Genomic DNA, 18496 nt, shown 5'->3' on the forward strand with positions numbered 1-18496 from the left:
CATTGCTCGACAATCGCAACACGGCATTACCGACGTTACTTGTTGACAGGTCCGGGTGCATGCCGTCCCTGAACTTCGACGTGAACGAGGGACTCGCTTGTTTCTCCGCGCCCGGCTTTCGAAGCCCCTTTGCACCGATCGCCCCAGTGGCAATGGTCCCCGCAAGAGCGGCGGAGTGACGCTCATCGAATTGATGACGGTTCTTGTCGTGCTGGGGATCCTGGCGTCGATGGCGGCGCCATCGTTTCTCGACATGTTGCAGCGCAATCGCGTGGCGACACGAATCAATGCATTTGTCGGCGATCTGCAATTCGCCCGGTCCGAGGCAATTCGACAAGGCATTCCAGTGACGGTCTGTGCGTCGTCCGACGGCAGGTCGTGCATCGGCCGCGCCACCTGGAACACGGGATGGATCATCTTCGCGGATCCGGACAGCAACGGGACACGGGACGAGGACGGAACCGACGAGCAGGTACTGCGCGTGCAGGCTGCCTGGAAGGGCAGCGACAGCTTCACCGCGAGCACGGGCATTGGCGCCATCACGTATGGCAGGGATGGTCTGGCGATCGGATTGCCGGCCAGCGCGAGTGCGCTCCTCACGCTGCGCACCTCGCCGGTCAACGATTCCGCGACCCGCTGCGTGCAGATCAACTTCGCCGGGCACCAGAAGGTTCTCCGTGCGAACGAAGGCGGTTGCGCATGAGGGCCGTGGAAGCGGCCCGCGGCCGAGGCGCGCAGGCCGGCTTCACGCTGCTGGAGGTGCTGATCTCGATCCTCCTGGTGTCGATCGGAATCTTCGGATTCGCGAAGATGCAGGCACTGGCGCTGTCCGATACCCACGTCGCATCCTCGCGGTCGGTGGTGGCGCTGCAGGCGGCCAGCCTGGCCGGCACCTTGCAAGGCAACCGTGCCTACTGGGCGAGTGCCAGCGCCCCCGCGAGCGTGACGATCAAGGGAAGCTCGATCGCGAACGGCACCGGCACGGCCCCCGCCACGGCGGCGAGTTGCGATGCGGACCGGGCACCGCCGGCGCCGCAGTGCACGGCAGCCCAGCTGGCCTTGTCCGATCTGCAGCAATGGGCCATCCACATGAACGACCTGTTGCCAAGCTACGAGGCCACGGTGGGTTGCAGCCCCGGCGGCGAGCCGGTGACCTGCACCATCACGGTGAAGTGGGTCGAGAAGTACGTGGCCTCGACGAAGGCTTCCGTCTCCGACAGCACCGCCACCGGCGGAACGCGTTCGTACACCCTCCACGTCAAGCCCTGATGAACCGTGCGTCCGCGACTCGCCGCACCTCTCCCGCTTCCCTGCCGACGCGGCAGACCGGCATCGGCCTCGTCGAGCTGATGGTCGCCATCGTGATCGCGTTGTTCCTGGTACTGGCCGTGGCGAGCATCTACCTGAACGTGCGGGCGACTTCCGCCGCCCAGGACAACCTGGCGCAACTGCAGGACAGCGAGCGGCTCGCGCTGACCCTGATCACGACCACCCTGCAGTCGGCCGGCTACTTCGTCGATCCCACCAAGGACACCGCCGCGACTGCCTTGCCGGCAACCACGATCTCCCGCGAGGACGGCGGCAGCACCGCCTTCGAGGCCGGCCAGCCGGTGGTCGGTACCGGGGACGGAAAAGGACGGGGATCGAATGGCGACACCATCGCCGTGCAATACCAGACCGCCCGCAACGACGGCCTGATGAATTGCCTGGGCGGCACCAATACGACCCAGGAGACCGCCGTGTTCTCGAACTATTTCGCCGTCAATGCGAACAGCGAATTGACCTGCACCGTGGGCAACGGCAGCCCCCAGGTATTGAGCGGCAACATCGACAGGATGAGCGTGGCCTACGGAACGGACACCGACGGCGATGGTGCCCTCGATACCTATCTGCCCGCGTCGGCGGTCCAGGCCGCCGGCCTCTGGGGCGGCGTCCACACGGTCCGGGTGTCGGTCTGGTTCCTCGACACGACCAAGTCGTTGCCGGGCAAGCCCGTGCCGCTGGCCTTCCCGGTCGTGCAGACCATCGACCTGATGAACAGATCATGATCCGGCCACCCCGGTCCTCGACGACCCGCCCCCGAACCCGCGCCTCGCGCTCGCGGCGCCAGCACGCGGGCGTGGTGATGGTGACCTGCCTGTTCATCCTTCTCGTCATCACCCTGCTGGCTGTCGCGATGTACCGCAGCACGGGGCTCCACGAGAAGATCGCGGGCAACACCCTCGAGAAGGAGCGGTCGTTCCATGCGGCCGAAAGCGCCGTCCGGTACGGCGAATGGTGGCTCGCGCAGGATCTTCGGGGAGCCGGCGGTGCGTGCGAAGGCATCGTCGACGGCAACACCGCCAGCAACATGCGCGTCTGCACGGCCGCGCTCGCAACACCGGCCGCGGTCCCGTGGGCGAACCGGGTCAGCTATGCGCCGCCGAAGCTGGTCGTGAAACCCGGCGGCGGCCTGATCGCCGGCAGCGCGGGTGTCGCGGGCGACGTGAACTACGCCGGCGGTCCGGGCCTGTACATCCACTACCTCGGCCTCGGGCCCGACCCCAGGCAATCGATCTACCGCGTGACCGGCGCCGCATATGGCGGCGTCGCCTCGACCATCAGCGTGGTGCAGAGCACCTATGCGATATCGGCCCGGACACTCGACCTGGGAGGGCTATGAAGACATTCCGGTTCACGTCCATCGAGCGCGCGGTCCGTCCGGCCATGCTGCTGGCGGGCGCCGCCTTCATCCACGCGGCACAGGCGCAACTCGTCATCAGCGACACGTTGAGCGGGACCTCTTCCTCGTACGACTGGATCAGCCTCAACGGTGCCTGTCTCACGGCGGGCAACCAGGATCCCGGCGGCGCCACGAAGATTCCCGGTTGCAAGAACCTCAAGGACAAAGGCGTCTACTACAAGAGCAACACGCTGGTCGGCGGCAAGGACGGCGCCATGCCGGACAGCACGGGCAACGGCGCGCTTCGCCTGACCAACGGCGACACGACCAGCGGCTCGAACGGCGACTACCAATCCGGCGCCGTCGTCTCCAACTTCACCTTTCCGGTCAGCCAGGGCCTGGACGTCACCTTCAAGACCGTGACGTATGGCGGCGACAACCTGAACAACCACGGTGCAGACGGCATCAGCTTCTTTCTGGCCGACGGCGCGCTTCCGCCCAGCATCGGCGGCCTGGGGGGCAGCCTGGGCTACAGCTGCTCCAACGGGAATCCGCAATACGACGGCGTGCGCGGTGGCTACATCGGGATCGGCATCGACGAGTACGGAAACTTCTCCAATTCGGGCGACAACACCAACACCGGGCCCGGCTTCGGCGCGGGGCGCATCACCGTTCGGGGCGCCGGCAGCACGAACTTCGCCGATCTCTCCACGAACGCCACGACCAAGGCCTACTATCCCACCAGCCTCAGCGCCAGCCAGCGGGAATCCGCCGTCAAGACGACCTGCCAGACTGGAACGATTCGGAACACGAGCACCAAGCTGACCTACAACTATCCGTACCTGACACACAAGGATGTCGGCGAGGTGATCGCCAACCAGCAAGCCACGAGCGTGCCCAAGCGCAGCAGCGCCAGGCCGATCACCTACTCCGTGCGAATCACGCAGGACGGCTTCCTCAGTTTCCTCTACAGCATCAACGGCGGCGTTTCGCAGACGGTTTTCGACAAGTACAAGATCACCGACAACAACGGTCCGCTTCCCGCCAGCTTCCGGTTCGGCTTCAGCGCGGGCACGGGACTGGGCAGCAATGTCCACGAGATCATGTGCTTCAAGGCGGCACAGATCGGGACGTCCGCCAGTTCGGTGGGATTGAATGCCCAGCAATCCGCCAAGGTGCAGGTCGGATCGCAGGTCTACCTGGCCTACTACAACCCGCAGAACTGGTGGGGCCAGCTCGCGGCCAGGAACCTGGTGCTCGATCCATCGACCGACATCGTGTCGATCAACCCCGTGGCCAACTGGGACGCCAGCTGCGTCCTCACGGGCGGTGCATGCGGCGCCACGAACAAGACCAGCGGCGATGCGCAGGCCTCGGCGAACCGCGGCCTGCTGAGCTGGAACGGCAGCACCGGTATCGCGCTGCAATGGGGCAGCCTCTCCGCCACGCAGAAGTCCGCGCTGGATGCATCGGCGGCGAGCGCGACCAGTTCGACGCGACTGAACTATCTGCGCGGGGTGCGCAGCGACGAGATCCAGACACCGACCACGGGCAAGTTCAGGAAACGCACCGGGGTGCTGGGCGACATCGTCAACGCGAGCCCGGCCTGGGTCGGACCGCCCAGCTCGCCCTACGAAGGCCGGTGGCAGGACAGGCTCTATCCGAGCGCGCAGCCGCCGGAAGGCACGAGCTACGCCGCGTTCTCGGCAGGAAATGCCGCGCGGACCAACGTGGTCTACGCCGGCGCCAACGACGGCTTCATGCACGCTTTCCGCGCCGGCGCCTACAAGGCGGATGGCTCCTTCGACAAGGATGCCGCCAACGACGGGCGCGAACTGCTCGCCTACATGCCGGCCCGGGTCGTCGAGACCATCTATTCGGCCGGCACGCCCGCGCTGGATTTCTCGTCGACACAGTACGCGCACAACGCCTATGTCGATGCTACACCGGGCACGGGCGACCTCTACTACCAGGGCGCATGGCATACGTGGCTGGTGGGCGGCCTGGGCGCGGGCGGCAACGCCGCCGGCGTGATCGGCGACAAGACGAGCATCGCCACCGGCACGCTCTTCGCGCTGGAGATCACCGATCCGGGCAACTTCGCCGAAGCCAACGCGGCCGGCATCGTGCTGGGCGAGTGGAACTCGGCCAACCTGAACTGCACCGGCGACTCGATCGCATCGATGTGCCGGGACAGCCTGGGCAGCATCTACGGAACGCCGATCATCCGTCGGTTGCACGACGGACACTGGGCCGTGATCTTCGGCAACGGCCTCAACAGCAAGTCCGGCAAGGCGGGCATCTACGTGATGACCGTCGACCAGAACACCGGCGGCAAGAGCTTCCGCTTCCTGCCCACCAGCGCGGGAGCGGCACTCGCAGGCACGGCCGTGACCATGCGAAACGGCATCGTGCAACTGACCTCCGCCGATCTGGACGGCGATCACGTCACGGACTATGTCTATGCCGGCGACGCGCGAGGAAATCTCTGGCGCTTCGATCTGACGAGCAACGATCCGGCCCGCTGGGTGGCGGGAGATTCCGCGCTGTTCACCACCCCGGCGGGCCAACCCATCACCACGCGACCCACGGTGATCGCCAGCTCGGACGGCAACGACCTCGATCGCATCGTCGTGAGTTTCGGCACGGGACAGATCCTTCCACAGACCTTGACCGCGGCGGCGGTTCCCGAACCCGCGGGCCAGTCGATCTACGGCGTCTGGGATTGGGACATGGGCACATGGAATGCCAAGTCCTCCCGGCGCTATGTCTCGCTCGCAGCGCCTCAACGATTCACCGACGCGGACCTGACGGCACAGACGATGTCCGATGTCGCCTACGCCAATGGCGACATCTTCGGCGCGCGCACCGTGACCCGGAACGCGGTGTGCTGGAAAGGCCGCCCGGCCTGCGGTTCCGGCACTGCCAGATTCGGATGGAAGCTCGCGCTCACGGGGGCGAAGGAACAGATCGTCTACAACCCCATCTTCGTCGACGGCCTGTTCGTCGTGAACACCACGATCCCGGCCACGACGCAGGTGCTGTCGTGCGAACAGCAACCCGCATCCGGCTACACCATGGCCATCTCGCCGGACACGGGCGGTGCACCGTCGAGCTCCTACTTCAAGAGCGCGACCACCGGCGCGAATGTCGCCGCCGACGCGGTGATCGCGGGCATCGGCCTGAGCGGCGTGGGTTCACCGGGGACCGTGACCGGCGAGAAGAAGAAGTTCCTGGTCACGCAGAACCGGGACGGCGATGGCTCGACGGTTCAGGTGGACCCCCAGGGCAATGTGAAGGGCAAGCGCCTGACCTGGATCAAGCTGCGCTGACCATGAAAGCCATGACTCGACAGGACCCATGCATGCCGCTCGTCCGCGGGCAACGCAGGCCGCGGGGCTTCACGCTGATCGAACTGATGATCATCGTCGCGATCGTCGCGATCCTGGCCGCCATCGCCTTTCCTTCCTACAGCGCCTATGTCCGGAAGGCGCGGCGGGTCGATGCCAAGAATGCCGTCCTCGACCTGGCCAGCCGCGAGGAGAAATTTTTCGGCATCAACAACAGATACACGGCCCAGGCCTCCGACCTGGGCTACGCCGCGCTGCCGTCGAGCGTGAATTCGGGTGGATCGAGCTACTACGACCTGAGCGTCAGCGTCGCGAGCGGCGCGACAGGCTTCGTCGCGCAGGCAACGCCCAACGGCGGCCAGCGCGACGATACCGCCTGCTACAGCTTCAGGCTCGATCAACTCGGCGTTCAATCCAACGTGGGGAGCGATGGCACCACGGTGCTGGCCGATCCCGGTTGCTGGTAGGAGCAAAGGCCGCGCGGTCGCATCGGGCAAGGCCTGTGCAACGCCTCATCGACGGCAGCCTCCCAGGTCTCAGGGCGCACCCGCGCGCGATCTGTAGAGCCCGGCGTGCGCCATCGTGTATTCCGCCAGCGGCCCCAGCCTCGCCTGCGCCACGTCGAATTGCGCCGGCGGCTTGACGTAGGCGTGAACGATCCTTTTCGGTCCACCGGCATCGCCAACGCCTTCGACGACGATCGGGACACGCCGATAGCCATCCGCCTCGCCGACCCGCTCGAGCAGGTCCATGGCCGCCAGCGCCGCATCGTCGACCTCGAACAATTGGCCGGCGATTCGCTCCCCTTCGCCGGGCTGGAAAACCAGCCATGGCGAGAAGCGTTCGCCCATCAGGTACAGCGGATAGCGCTCCCGCGTGACGAAGTCGCCGGGGATACGGCGGCCGCGGTTGGTGGCGAAATTGGGGTAGCCCTCTTTCAGGGTGCCGAAGACGAAGACGAGGTGTGGCGTGCGAGGTGCGAACTCGCCGCGCTTCATCTCCGCGATCGACTGCAGCAGATCTTTCTCGAACTGCTCCATCTCCGTGTCCCTGGTCCTTGGCATGGATGACCTCCTTCAGCCGAATGTAGACCAAGCCGTCGCCGTCTTGTTCCCGTCGCCGGATGCGATCCGCCCCGCCAACGCCAGCAGATCCCGATCCCTCCCCCGCCCCGCGATCAACCCCAGCCCCACGGGCAGCCCGTCGACCGTCCCCAGCGGCAGGCTGACCTGCGGCAAGCCGCACAGCCCCGCGATGCAGGTATGGGCCAGCACGCGCATGCGGGTCTGCGTATCGGGCTGCGCCGAAGCGCCCAGCAGCGGCGCCACGTCGGGCGCGGTCGGCAGGCACAGCACGCCGTCGTGCGCGAGCAGGTCGTCGATCCTCGCGCGCAGCGCGTCGGCCTCGCGCCGCGCGGCCTCGATCTCCCGGGCCGTGACCTGCGACACGGCGCGCAGCCGCGCCGCGATCTCGGGTGCCATCGACGGCCGCGTGCGCTCGAACCATTCGCCATGCGTGCGCCAGACCTCGGCGCTCTGCAGCACGCGGTAGGCCTGTGCCGCAGCGGCCAGCGACAGGCCTTGCGCGGGCGCATCGAAGGCCAGGCCCAGCGATGCCAGACGGTCCAACGCAGGACGCAGCGCGGCGGCCACGCCCGGCACGGCATCGTCGAAGGCATCGGCCATCGGCACGATGCGCCGCAATGGTCGTATCTCGCCCGGCGGCAGCAGCACCGCGCCCACGCGCTCGAGCACCGCCGCGGTCACGGCGAACCAGCCCACCGTGTCGAAGGCCGGCGCCAGCGGCGTCACGCCACGCGCATCGATCGCGCCATGCGTGGGCCGCAGTCCGTACAGACCGCAGTAGCTGGCCGGGATGCGCACCGAGCCCGAGGTGTCGGTGCCCAGCGCGAAGTCGACGCAGCCAGCGGCCACGGCGGAAGCCGAGCCGCTCGACGAACCGCCGGGCACGCGGCCGGGCGCGCGCGGGTTCAGCGGCGTGCCGTAGTGCAGGTTCTCGCCCGCGAGCGAGAACGCGAGTTCGTCGCTGAGCGTTCGGCCTTGCAACCGCGCGCCGGCCTCGAGCAAGCGCGCGACCGCGGGTGCATCGGCCGCGGCCGGCGCATGCGTGCGCAGCCAGTCGGGATTGCCCGAGCGCGTGACGTGGCCCGCGAGGTCGAACACCTCCTTGGCGGCGAAGCTGAAGCCGCTCAACGGGCCACCGCCGCAAGGATCGCGCACGAACGAAGGATCGAGTCCGAAGCGCTCCGGACTCTCGAAAGGAGCGCGGACCATCACTCGGCCGGATCCGAAGTGCCGCGATCGGGCGGCAAACCGTAGATCGCTTCCGCATGCACGATCGACTCGGCCATCGACGACACCGGCAACTGCTTGCGCATGGCCTCGCGCCGGATGATGGCGTAGGCCTCGTCCTCCGAGATGCCCTGGCGCGTGGCGAGGATCTTCATCGCGCGCTCGACGATGCGGCGCGTGCGCAGGGTCTCGTCGAGCTTGGCGATGCGGTTGAGCAGCCGCTCCTCGTAGCGGAACAGCATGCGCGCGACGTACAGCGTGGCGAGCACGCCGAAGGGACGGATCGGCTTGGGCAGCACGCCGTGCACGTTGGCGGCCGCCGCGGCCTCGAGCACGGCCGGGTTCTCGTAGGCCAGCAGCGCGATCAGCACCGCGTGCGAGGAACCGGCCAGCCACGGATGCGCGGCGTCGCGCTCCGACTGGATGCTGAAGAACACGGCCTCGGTGCCCTCGGGCAGGTGGTTCGGCTCGGGCCACAGCGCGGTGACGCGGCAGCCGAAGCGGCGCAGCTGCTCGCACAGCACGCGGGCGTCCTCGTCGTCGGGATGGATGACGGCGACCCGGATGTCACGCAGGGAGCGCAGCTGGATCGGATCGGGCGTCATCAGAGGATCTTCCGTTCGTAGGCGACGAGGTAGGGATCGGGGCGGACGATGGACGCATCCTCCCACAGCAGGTCGAAACCGCCATCCTCGCGCGAGCGCCCGATACGGGCCTTGAGCGCGGTGTGGTTGGTGTCGGCGTCGATCTCGACCTCGCCCTGGGCCGAAGCATGGCGCGTGCCACCGAGGCTGCGCACGATGCGGTCGGGGTCGGGCGCGCCCTCGCGCGGCACCGCGCGCGCGAACAGGTGCACCTGCAGGTAGCCGGCCTCGGCATACATGTTGGGCCGGCGGCCGGCGCCGTAACGCTTCTCGTAGAGCGTGGTGAAGCGCGCGCTGGCCGGGCTCTCGATGCCCGCGAAATAGGGCGCGACCGTGAGATGCCCCGCCCGCGCGGCCGGGCTCAGTGCAGCGATCTCGGCCTCGCTCGCGGTGAGGCTCGCGATCGGGTGCCCGGCCGAGGTGGCGCCGATGGCATGGCAGGCGGCATAGAGCCGCGCGGTGTCGGCGCCCACCACGGTGCTGAGCACCACGTCGGGCCGCGCGGCGGCGATGCGCTCGGCCACCTCGGCGAAGGCGCTGTCGGGCGCGCCCATGGGCAGGTAGGTCTCGCCCGCGACGCTGCCCGCGCTCTCGAGCAGAAACTCCTTCGCGATGCGCGAGATCTCGCGCGCGAACACATACTCGGAACCGACCAGGAAGAAGCGCCGTCCGTGGTGCGCGAACAGGTACTTGATCAGCGGCACGATGGTCTGCGCGGGCGTGGGCCCGGTGTAGATCACGTTGGGCGAATACTCGAAGCCCTCGTACACCGAGGGATAGAACAGCACCGCGCCATGGCGCTCGACCACCGGCAGCACGGCCTTGCGGCTGGCCGACGAGCAGCAGCCGAAGATCACTGGCACCTGGTGGTGCAGCACCATGCGGCGCGCGATGTCGCGATAGCTCGCGGGATCGGGGCCCGGGTCCTCGATGATCGGCACGATGGGCCGGCCCGCCACGCCGCCGCCCGAGTTGATCTCGTCGATGGCGACCAGCGTGCCGCTCAGCAGCGCCTGCTCGGTCACGGCCATGTTGCCGGTCTGGGCGAACAGCACGCCCACGCCGATCTCATCGGACATGCGCGCCCTCCTCGCGGCCCATCGCCGTCGCATGACCGGGCCGCATGGCGTGCCAGGCGGTTTCGTCCTGGAAGGCCGCGGCCAGGCCGAGCAGCGCGAACTCGCCGCCGGGATGGCCGATCAGCGTGAGGCCCACCGGCAGGCCCGTGTCGCCGAAGCCGCAAGGCAGGCTCACCGCCGGCAGGCCGGTGAAGTTGGCGAGGCAGGGCATGGCGGTCATGGCGTCCTGGACGGTGGTCGTGCGGCCGGCGAATTCGATGCGCGATTCTGCCAAGGGCGGCGCGGTCACGGGCAGCGTCGGCAGCACGAGCGCGTCGAGCCCCGCCAGGTCGCGCGCGAACGCGGCGCAGAAGGCGCCGCGGAACTGCTGCGCCGCGAGGTAGTCGACGGCCGACACGCTCTCGCCCGCATGCAGCAGCGCGCGCACGTCGGGTGCGTAGCGCTGCGCCCGGTCGTGCATCAGCGGACGGTGGAAAGTGCTGGCCTCGGCGTACATGATGGCCTTCCAGGCCGCGAACACCGCCGCCATGCCGCGCACCGCCACGGGCACGAGATCGCTGCCGCGCTGGCCGAAGACCTCGAGCGCCGCCTCGAAGGCCCGGCCCACGTCGGGCGCGGTCTCGAAGCCATCGCCCGCCAGCATGCCGATGCGCAGCCGGGCGCGGCCGCGCGCCTCGCGGAACTGCGCGGCATGGCGCGACGAATCGCTGGCCGAGCCTGGCAGCATCGCGTCGAGCCCCAGCCACAGGTCCTCGGCGCTGCGCGCCATCGGCCCGGCGGCATCGAAGCTCCAGGCCAGCGGCAGCACGCCCTCGCCTTCGACACGACCGGTGCCCGGCTTGATGCCCGAGATGCCGCAGGCCGCGGCGGGAATGCGGATCGAGCCGCCGGTGTCGGTGCCGATGGCCAGCGGCAGCAGCCCGTCGGCCACGCAGGCGGCCGAGCCGCCGCTGGAGCCGCCGGTGATCGCGCGCGGATCCCAGGGGTTGCGCGTGGCGCCATGGTGCGAGCCCTTGTTGGTCGCGCCGTAGGCCCACTCGTGCATGTTGGTCTTGGCCAACACGATGGCGCCGGCCCGGCGCAGCCGCGCGACCAGCGGTGCCTCGCCCTGCAGCGGCGCGTCGGCCAGCACGGCCGAGGCCGCGCTGCTGCCGAGGCCGGCGGTGAGCACGTTGTCCTTCACCGCGATCGGCACGCCATGCAGCGGCCCCACGGGCAGGCCGCGCGCCAGCGCACGGTCGGCCTCGCGCGCCTGGGCCAGCGCGCCTTCGCGGTCGACGGCCACGAAGGCGTTGGTACGCGCGGCGCGGCCTTCGATGTCGGCCAGCCGGCGTTCGGCCAGCTCGACCGCGCCGAGCTCGCCGCGGCGGATCAGCGCGGCCAATTGCGCCACGCCCGCGCCGTCGATGGTCTCAGCGATGGACATGACCGGTCTCCGTCGACGGTGGAACGAGCGCGAACCAGGCACGTCCGGGCATCTCGCGCAGGCCCATGTGCAGGTCCTCGAGGATCGCCGCGACCTCGCCGCACAGCGCGGGGTCGAGCGCCACGAGACCCGCGGCGCGGCGATGCGCGGCCACGCTGTCGGCGTTCCAGGGTGCGGCGGCCTTGGTGGGAGCGGTTGCCATGGTCATGCCGCCAGCAGTTCGCGCAGCGCGTTGTCGATGAACGCGTTGTCGGGTTCGTGCAGGCCCTTGCCCGCCAGGTGGCCCCAGTCGGAAGGCAGCACGCGCAGCTCGGCGTTGGGCATGTGCGCGACCTCGAAGGCCGAATCCTCGGGCGGAAAGTAGAGATCGCTCGACGAGGGCATGACGATGGCGCGCGCCTTGATCGCCGACAGCGCCGCGACGAAGTCGCCCCGGTAGACCGGGTTGTCGGCGATGTCGCCGTGCTGCCCGGTCCACAGCGACGCGACCAGGTTGTTGGCATCCTTCGACAGCAGCCAGCCTTCCCAGAACTCGATCAGGAAGTCCTCGAGCGAGGCGAAGCCCAGTGCCTCGATGTCGAGCCGGTCGCGCAGGAACTTCTGCGAGAAGCCCCAGCCCGCGTACACCCGGCCGGCGGCGCGCAGGCCGCGCTCGGGCTGGCGGTCGTAGAAGCCCTCGCGCCATTCGGCGTCGGCCTGCAGCGCGGCCTTCACGCCCGCGAAGAAGACCTGGAAGTGGCGCGACGCGCGCGCCGCGCCCTGGAACGGCAGCAGCCGCTGCACCATGTCCGGGTACAGCGCGGCCCAGTGGAACGCATGCACCGCGCCCAGCGACCAGCCCGTGACCAGCCGCAGGGTGTCGATGCCCAGGTGCTCGGTCACCAGCCGGTGCTGCTGCACCACGTTGTCGTAGACGGTCACATTGGGGAAGCGGCCGCGGTCGTTGGGCGCGGGCTGGTTGCTCGGCGAGCTCGAGACGCCGTTGCCGAAGGAGTTCGGCACGACGATGAAGTACTCCGACGGATCGAGCGCCTTGCCGGGCCCGATCAGCCATTCGTTGTCGGCGTGCGTGCTCGCGAACCAGGTCGGGTAGACGATGGCGTTGTCGCGCTTCGCATTGAGCTTGCCGTAGGTCTTGTAGGCCAGCTTCGCGTTGCGCAGCATGCGGCCCGATTGCAGGGCGATGTCGCCCGCCTCGAAAATCTCGTGGTCCATGGTGTTCGTTCCTCTCTTTGGATGTGTGCGTGGATGTGGGGGCTCAGACGCCGAGCAGTTCTTGCAACAGCGCGCGGTCGCCCTCGAGCTCGGCCTTGCGCGTCTCGCGCACGATGCGGCCCTGGTCCATGACGTAGGCGCGCTCGGCGATCGAGAGGCAGAAGTTCAGGTCCTGCTCGGCGACCAGCACCGACAGGCCGTCGCGGCGCAGCCGCAGCAGCACCTCGGCGATCTCGTCGACGATCGAGGGCTGCACGCCCTCGGTCGGCTCGTCGAGCAGCAGCAGCTTCGGCCGCGTGGCCAGCGCGCGCGCCATCGCGAGGATCTGCTGCTGGCCGCCGCTGAGCCGGCCCGCGAGGTCGTTGGCCTTGGGCACCAGCGCCGGGAAGTCGGCGAAGGCGCGCGCGATCGCCTCGGCGCGCGGATGGCCGCAGGCCACGGCAGCCAGCGCGATGTTCTCGCTGACCGACAGCCGCGGGAACACGAAGCGCCCCTGCGGCACGTAGCCCAGGCCGCAGCGTGCGCGGTCGTCGGTTCGTTCGGGCAGCGGCCGGCCGTCGAGCCGCGCGTTGCCGCCCATGGGCGTGGCCTGGCCGACCAGCAGGCGCATCAGCGTGGACTTGCCCACGCCGTTGCGGCCCAGCAGCGCGACGATCTCGCCGCGCCCCACGCTCAGGCTGGCGCGCTCGACGATCGATGTCTTGCCGTAGCCGCCGCCGATCTCAATGGCTTCGAACATGCTGCTGTCTCCCGAGATAGATGTCCAGGATGCGTTCGTCCTGGCGCAGGGTGTCGAGGTCGCCCTGGGCGAAGACCTCGCCGCGGTGCAGGACGGTCACTTCGGCGTCGAGCGTGCGCACGAAGGCCATGTCGTGCTCGACCACGACCACGGCCGCCGTTTCGGCCAGCACGCGCACCAGCTGCGAGAGTTCGCGGCGCTCGTCGCCGGTCATGCCCGCGGCCGGCTCGTCGAGCAGCACCACCGAAGGCTGCAGGCACAGCACCATGCCGAGGTCCAGCCATTGCTGCTCGCCATGCGAGAGGTCGGCCGCGTCGCGCTCGGCCAGCGCCTCGCGGCCGTGCGCGCGCAGCGTGCGTTCGCTGAGCCGGTCGGCCACCGCGGCATCGCGGTCGCGGCTGTAGGCGGCGATCCAGAGGTTGATGCGCACGCTCAGTTCGCCGAACACCTGTGCCACCTGCATCTTGATGCCCACGCCGGCCTGCACGCGGCGGTACGGCATCCAGCGCGTGACGGGTCGCCCGTCGAGCACGATCTCGCCCGCGTCGAGCAGGTGCGTGCCCGTGAGGCAGCGCAGCAGCGAGCTCTTGCCCGCGCCGTTCGGCCCGATCAGACAGCGCACGCGGCCCGGCGCGAAGCGCTGGGTGACGCGGTTGACGGGCACCACGCCGCCGAAGCGCTTGACCCCGTCGCGGATCTCGAGCACCGGCGCCGGCACGGCCGCGCCCTCGCGCAGGCCGCGCACCAGGTCCACGTCCATCGCGGTCTTGGCCTGGCGCGCCTTGCCCTGCGCGCCGCCCGGCCCGCGCAGCGCCCGCAGCCGCCCGAGGCCGCCGAGCAGCCCGCCGCGCAGGAACAGCACGAGCAGGATCAGCGCCACGCCCATGATCAGCGTGGTCTGCCCGCCGACCACGCCGCCGCCCAGCCAGTACGACAGGCCGCCGACCGCCACCGCGCCCACGAAGGGGCCGGCCAGCGTGCCGAGCCCGCCCACCAGCACGTAGATCGGCACCAGCAGCGCCTGCTGCGCGCTGAACAGCGAGGGGTTGAGGTAGTTGGCCCAGGCACCGTAGAGCGCACCGGCCAGGCCCGCGATGCCGCCGGCCAGCGTGAACACCACGAGCTGGCAGCGCCGCACGTCGTAGCCCAGCAGCTCGGTCTTGGGGCCGTCGAGGCGCACGCAGTCGACCACGGTGCCGAAGGGCGAACGCAGCAGCGCGCGCACGCCCAGCAGCACCAGCGCCGAGACCGCCAGTACGCAGGCGAAGGTGCCCTGCGGCCCGAGCCCCTGCGCATCGGCCCCGAAGCCCAGCACGATGCCCGGGATGTTCGACAGGCCGTTGTCGCCGCCCACCACCGCATCGCCGAAGCGCGCCGAGAACGAGATGCTGCCGGTCCACAGCAGCAGGGTGACGGTGTAGGTCAGGATGGTGGCCTGCAGCGCGCCGAGGCGGCCGTGGAACAGCAGCCAGCCGACCGCGCCGGCGGCCGCCGCGCCCACGATCGCGCCGACCGGCAGCGACCACATCAGCGTGTTGCCGGTGACGCTCGCGAGGTTGATCGCCGCCACGCTGCCGGCGTAGCCGCCGAGGCCGAAGAAGGCCGTCTGCCCGAGGCTCAGCATGCCGCCGCGGCCCCACACCATGTCCAGGCTCAGGCCCAGCAGGCCGAAGATCAGCCAGGAGCTCGCGAGGTAGGCGAGGTACTCGTCGACGAAGAAGGCCCCGGCGCCCAGCACGACGGTGCCGGCGACGGTGGCCAGCCACCAGGGTGCCGCACGGCGCGCGGCGGTGCGGGTTGCGGTCGCGGGCACCGCCAGGGTTCTGCTCATGTTCATGCGTCGCCTCCGTTCAGAGCTTCAGGCGCCAGCGCTCGGAGATGCCCTGCGGCCAGGCGCGCAGGGCCACGAGCGTGATCACGAAGAACACCACGTCGCCCGCGACGGTGGACCAGACGCTGGCCACCGCGCTCGCGGCCGAGCCCAGGATGCCGCCCGCGGCGATGGTGCCCGCGAGCGTGACCGGGCCCGCGACCACCACCGCCAGGAAGGCCTTGATGCCGAAGGCGAAGCCCATGCTGGGCGTGGCCGGCACGGCCGGCACCAGGATCGCGCCGGCCAGGCCCGCGAGACCGCAGCCCAGGGCGAAGGTGAGGTTGTTGATGCGCACCGTGCGCACGCCCATCGCGGCCGCGGTGGCCGGGTCCTGGATCGCGGCGCGCGCCATCAGGCCGTAGTTCGTGCGCGTGAGCAGCGCATACACGGCCGCGATCAGCACCGCCGCCACCACGATCAGGAACAGCAGGTAGCTGGAGATCGTGTAGTCGCCGATGCGCACGTTCGACGCCGGCATGCCGATGCCGGGCGTGACCGTACCGAACAGCAGCACCGCGCTCTGGTAGAGCGCGAGGCTCAGGCCCCACATGGCCAGCAGCGTGTCGAAGGGCCGGCCGTGCAGGCGCCGCACGATCAGCCATTCGACCAGCGCGCCGAAGGCCGCGGCCGCGAGCGCGGCCAGCGCCACCGCGAGCGGAAACGGCACGCCGGCACGCACCGCGGTCAGCGCCGCATAGGCGCCGAACATGATGAATTCGCCGTGTGCGAGGTTCACCACGCCCATCAGCCCGAACACCACGGCCAGGCCGAGCGTCGCGATCAGCAGCACCGAGCCGCTGGCGACCGACGAGAGCACGCCGGTCAGCAATTGATCCCATGCCATCGGGGGCCTCGCTCAGTTCGACGCGCCGGGCGTGAAGTGCTGCGCCGTCTGCGGCCTGGCGACCAGGTCGCAGACCTGGTCCTCGAACTTCGGCGCCACCGAGGCATAGGTCTCGACGATGTCGAAGCTCTGCGTCTTCGTGCCCACGCCGATGTAGATGTTCTGGCGCACGTGGTGCGACTTCGGCTGCATCGACACCGGGCCGGCCGGCGAGTCGAAGGCCACGCCCTCGCCCTCCTCGAAGGCCTGGATCACCTTCGCGGGCTCGGCCGACTTCGCCTTGTTCGCAGCCTTGGCCCACAGGTGCACCGCGTTGTAGACGTCGACCGCGACCGCGGTCACCGGCTCCTTGTTGCCGTAAGCCTTCTCCCAGGAGGCCTTGAAGGCCTTATTGCGCGGCGTGTCGAGCCAGGCGAAGTATTCGAGCGCGGCCACGATGCCCTCGCCGGCCTGCGGCGACACCACCACCTGCTGGTTGCCGCCGCCGTAGTTGGTCGACACCACGCCCACGCGGCTCTTCAGGCCCGCGGCCGCCATCTGCTCGAGGAAGCCGGTCTGGTTCGCGCCCACCGGCAGCGCGACCACGAAGTCGGGTTTGGCCTGCTGGATCTTGTTGATGGTGGGCGAGTAGTCGGTCAGCGTGAGCGGCAGGAAGTCGGCGCCGACCACCTCGCCACCGAACTCCTTGGCGTACAGCTTGACCCACTGCGCCGAGATGGTGCCGAAGTTGTAGTCGGGCGCCATGATGTAGACCTTGGGCCCGTACTTCTTGATCGCCCACTTCACGAGCACGCTGAGCTGCTGCGAGGCCGTGGCGCCGGTCACGAAGGTCTGCCGGTCGCAGGCGCCGCCCTCGTAGAGCGAGGAATAGAAGTAGGGGATCTTCGAGCGCCGCACGATCGGGCGGATCGCCTCGCGGCTCGAGCTCGTGAGGCCCGCGAACAGCGCCTGCACCTTGTCCTTGAGGATCAGCGTGGTCGTGTACTGCGTGTACTTGGCGTCCTCCGACTGCGCGTCGGCCTCGGCCACCTCGACCCTGGCGCCGGCCACGCCGCCCGCCGCGTTGATCTCGTCGACCGCGAGCCGCAGCGCCCGGCTCTGCTGGATGCCGTAGATGTTGAGGCCGCCGGTCTTGTCGAAGATGGCGCCGATGCGCACGGGCTCGCCGGCGGCGAAGGCGTGGGTGCCGAAGGCGGCGAGGCCCGCGGCGAGGAAGAGTCCGGCAAGCCGCGCGAAGGGACGCGAAGAAGGGGTGTGCATGGTGGCTGTCTCCTGGGGTGTCTGGATGGATCGACGTGCCCGGGACGCCATGCCGATGCATGCGCCGGCACGCGCGCATGGGCAGGCCATGCGAAGCGCGCGCAGGCGCGTCGGCAATGCGGGGCGACCGCGGACACGAGGGGGACGGCAGAACTGCCGAGGGGAGAACCAGCGAAGCTGCCGGTTGCGCCGCGAGGGCGCCGAGGAAATCCGGCAAAGCTGCCGGAGAAGGGAACGGCGGCGAGGTTAACGCAGCGCGAACGCGGGTGTCAACGGGATGACACCCGATCTTGCGCTTCGGATCAGATCCGGCCCGCGGTCACGCCGCCGTCGACCGGCAGCACCGTGCCCGTGATCCAGGCCGCCTGGTCCGAAGCCAGGAACAGGATCGCCTGCGCCACGTCGGCCGGCTGGCCATTGCGGCCCAGCGGATGGAAGGCGTTGAAGCCCGGCAGCGTCTCGCGCACCTGCGCCTCGCTCATGAAGGTGTTGTAGACCGGCGTCTCGACCACCGCGGGTGCCACCGTGTTGATGCGGATCTTCAGCGGCGCCAGTTCGATCGCGAGGTTGCGCGTCAGCGCGTGCACGCCCGCATTGGCCGCCGAGTAGGCGGCCGACGGCGTGGCGCCGATGGCCTGGATCGCCCACAGCGAACCGGTCTGCACGATGGCGCCGCCGCCGCGTTCGCGCATCGCGCGTGCCGCGGCCTGCGCCATGAAGAACTTGCCCTTGAGGATGGTGTCGAGGAAGGCGTCGTACTCGGCGGCCTCGACCTCGAGGAAGGGCTTGGGGCTGAAGATGCCGGCGTTGTTGACCAGGATGTGGACGCCGCCGAAGGCGCGGGTGGCTTCGTCGACGAGGCGCTGCGCGGTGGCCGGGTCGGCGATGTCGCCGGCCACCGCGCGCACGCGCTCGCCGCCGGCATCGATCGCGGCTGCGGCACGCGCGAGCTTGTCGGCGTCGCGCCCGCCGATCACCACGCGCGCACCTTGTGCCACGAGCTGGCGGGCCACCTCCTGGCCGATGCCGGAGCCGCCGCCGGTGACGATGGCGACCTTGGAAGAAAAACTGTTCATGGGAGTCCTTGCTGGA

At 69.5% G+C, this 18496-nt stretch carries 18 protein-coding genes; 6 read left to right on the plus strand and 12 right to left on the minus strand.

All coding sequences use genetic code 11. The features are described 5' to 3' along the window. The first annotated feature begins 55 nt into the window (after nt 1-55). The 6 genes from ACEN9J_RS36455 to ACEN9J_RS36480 are packed head-to-tail and all read left to right on the plus strand — an operon-like array spanning nt 56 to nt 6479. Nucleotides 56-703, plus strand: coding sequence for a GspH/FimT family pseudopilin (locus ACEN9J_RS36455; RefSeq protein WP_413764805.1), 648 nt, complete (start codon nt 56-58; stop codon nt 701-703). Then, nucleotides 700-1269: a type IV pilus modification protein PilV gene (gene pilV / locus ACEN9J_RS36460; protein WP_413764806.1), complete on the plus strand. Its 570-nt coding sequence runs from the start codon at nt 700-702 to the stop codon at nt 1267-1269. The genes ACEN9J_RS36455 and pilV overlap by 4 nt, the downstream gene beginning before the upstream one ends. Then, a complete protein-coding gene (locus ACEN9J_RS36465; protein WP_413764807.1) occupies nt 1269-2048 on the plus strand; it encodes a PilW family protein in 780 nt (259 codons plus the stop codon). Before pilV ends, ACEN9J_RS36465 begins: the two co-directional genes overlap by 1 nt. Beyond that, nucleotides 2045-2662, plus strand: coding sequence for a PilX N-terminal domain-containing pilus assembly protein (locus tag ACEN9J_RS36470; protein ID WP_413764808.1), 618 nt, complete (start codon nt 2045-2047; stop codon nt 2660-2662). The genes ACEN9J_RS36465 and ACEN9J_RS36470 overlap by 4 nt, the downstream gene beginning before the upstream one ends. Next, entirely contained in the window at nt 2659-5994 is a 3336-nt protein-coding gene (locus ACEN9J_RS36475) for a pilus assembly protein (protein ID WP_413764809.1), read from the plus strand. Before ACEN9J_RS36470 ends, ACEN9J_RS36475 begins: the two co-directional genes overlap by 4 nt. Nucleotides 5995-6026: 32 nt before the next feature. Continuing rightward, the gene (locus ACEN9J_RS36480) at nt 6027-6479 is read left to right on the plus strand and encodes a type IV pilin protein (protein WP_413764810.1); all 453 of its coding nucleotides are present in this window, start codon (nt 6027-6029) and stop codon (nt 6477-6479) included. 69 nt (nt 6480-6548) lie between these two features. Here ACEN9J_RS36480 and ACEN9J_RS36485 read toward each other — a convergent pair whose 3' ends face one another. The 12 genes from ACEN9J_RS36485 to ACEN9J_RS36540 all read right to left on the minus strand — a co-directional run bounded on the left by ACEN9J_RS36485 (nt 6549) and on the right by ACEN9J_RS36540 (nt 18480). Next, nucleotides 6549-7052, minus strand: coding sequence for a gamma-glutamylcyclotransferase (locus tag ACEN9J_RS36485; protein ID WP_413764811.1), 504 nt, complete (start codon nt 7050-7052; stop codon nt 6549-6551). Nucleotides 7053-7088: 36 nt separating this feature from the next. Continuing rightward, nucleotides 7089-8225, minus strand: a complete 1137-nt coding sequence (locus ACEN9J_RS36490) for an amidase (protein ID WP_413764812.1) — start codon at nt 8223-8225, stop codon at nt 7089-7091. An 80-nt stretch (nt 8226-8305) separates the two neighbouring features. Then, nucleotides 8306-8929, minus strand: a complete 624-nt coding sequence (locus tag ACEN9J_RS36495; protein ID WP_057590999.1) for an ANTAR domain-containing response regulator — start codon at nt 8927-8929, stop codon at nt 8306-8308. Next, nucleotides 8929-10047: a transporter substrate-binding domain-containing protein gene (locus ACEN9J_RS36500; protein WP_057591000.1), complete on the minus strand. Its 1119-nt coding sequence runs from the start codon at nt 10045-10047 to the stop codon at nt 8929-8931. The genes ACEN9J_RS36495 and ACEN9J_RS36500 overlap by 1 nt, the downstream gene beginning before the upstream one ends. Further along, complete coding sequence (locus tag ACEN9J_RS36505; RefSeq protein ID WP_413764813.1) at nt 10037-11473, minus strand: amidase; 1437 nt, start codon at nt 11471-11473, stop codon at nt 10037-10039. Before ACEN9J_RS36505 ends, ACEN9J_RS36500 begins: the two co-directional genes overlap by 11 nt. After that, on the minus strand, nt 11460-11675 hold the full coding sequence (locus tag ACEN9J_RS36510) for a hypothetical protein (RefSeq protein ID WP_413764814.1): 216 nt from the start codon (nt 11673-11675) through the stop codon (nt 11460-11462). The genes ACEN9J_RS36505 and ACEN9J_RS36510 overlap by 14 nt, the downstream gene beginning before the upstream one ends. Nucleotides 11676-11677: 2 nt before the next feature. Next, nucleotides 11678-12688, minus strand: coding sequence for an alpha/beta fold hydrolase (locus ACEN9J_RS36515; RefSeq protein WP_413764815.1), 1011 nt, complete (start codon nt 12686-12688; stop codon nt 11678-11680). Between the two features lie 43 nt (nt 12689-12731). Further along, entirely contained in the window at nt 12732-13427 is a 696-nt protein-coding gene (locus tag ACEN9J_RS36520) for an ABC transporter ATP-binding protein (protein WP_057591004.1), read from the minus strand. Then, nucleotides 13411-15264: an ABC transporter permease subunit gene (locus tag ACEN9J_RS36525; protein ID WP_413764816.1), complete on the minus strand. Its 1854-nt coding sequence runs from the start codon at nt 15262-15264 to the stop codon at nt 13411-13413. The genes ACEN9J_RS36520 and ACEN9J_RS36525 overlap by 17 nt, the downstream gene beginning before the upstream one ends. Nucleotides 15265-15277: 13 nt before the next feature. Further along, nucleotides 15278-16144: a branched-chain amino acid ABC transporter permease gene (locus ACEN9J_RS36530; RefSeq protein WP_057591005.1), complete on the minus strand. Its 867-nt coding sequence runs from the start codon at nt 16142-16144 to the stop codon at nt 15278-15280. A 12-nt stretch (nt 16145-16156) separates the two neighbouring features. After that, nucleotides 16157-17404, minus strand: coding sequence for an ABC transporter substrate-binding protein (locus ACEN9J_RS36535; RefSeq protein WP_261206348.1), 1248 nt, complete (start codon nt 17402-17404; stop codon nt 16157-16159). Between the two features lie 302 nt (nt 17405-17706). Next, entirely contained in the window at nt 17707-18480 is a 774-nt protein-coding gene (locus tag ACEN9J_RS36540; RefSeq protein ID WP_413764817.1) for an SDR family NAD(P)-dependent oxidoreductase, read from the minus strand. Between the last annotated feature and the right edge of the window lie 16 nt (nt 18481-18496).

The sequence above is a fragment of the Variovorax sp. Varisp41 genome, assembly GCF_047325085.1.
Taxonomy (GTDB): domain Bacteria; phylum Pseudomonadota; class Gammaproteobacteria; order Burkholderiales; family Burkholderiaceae_C; genus Variovorax.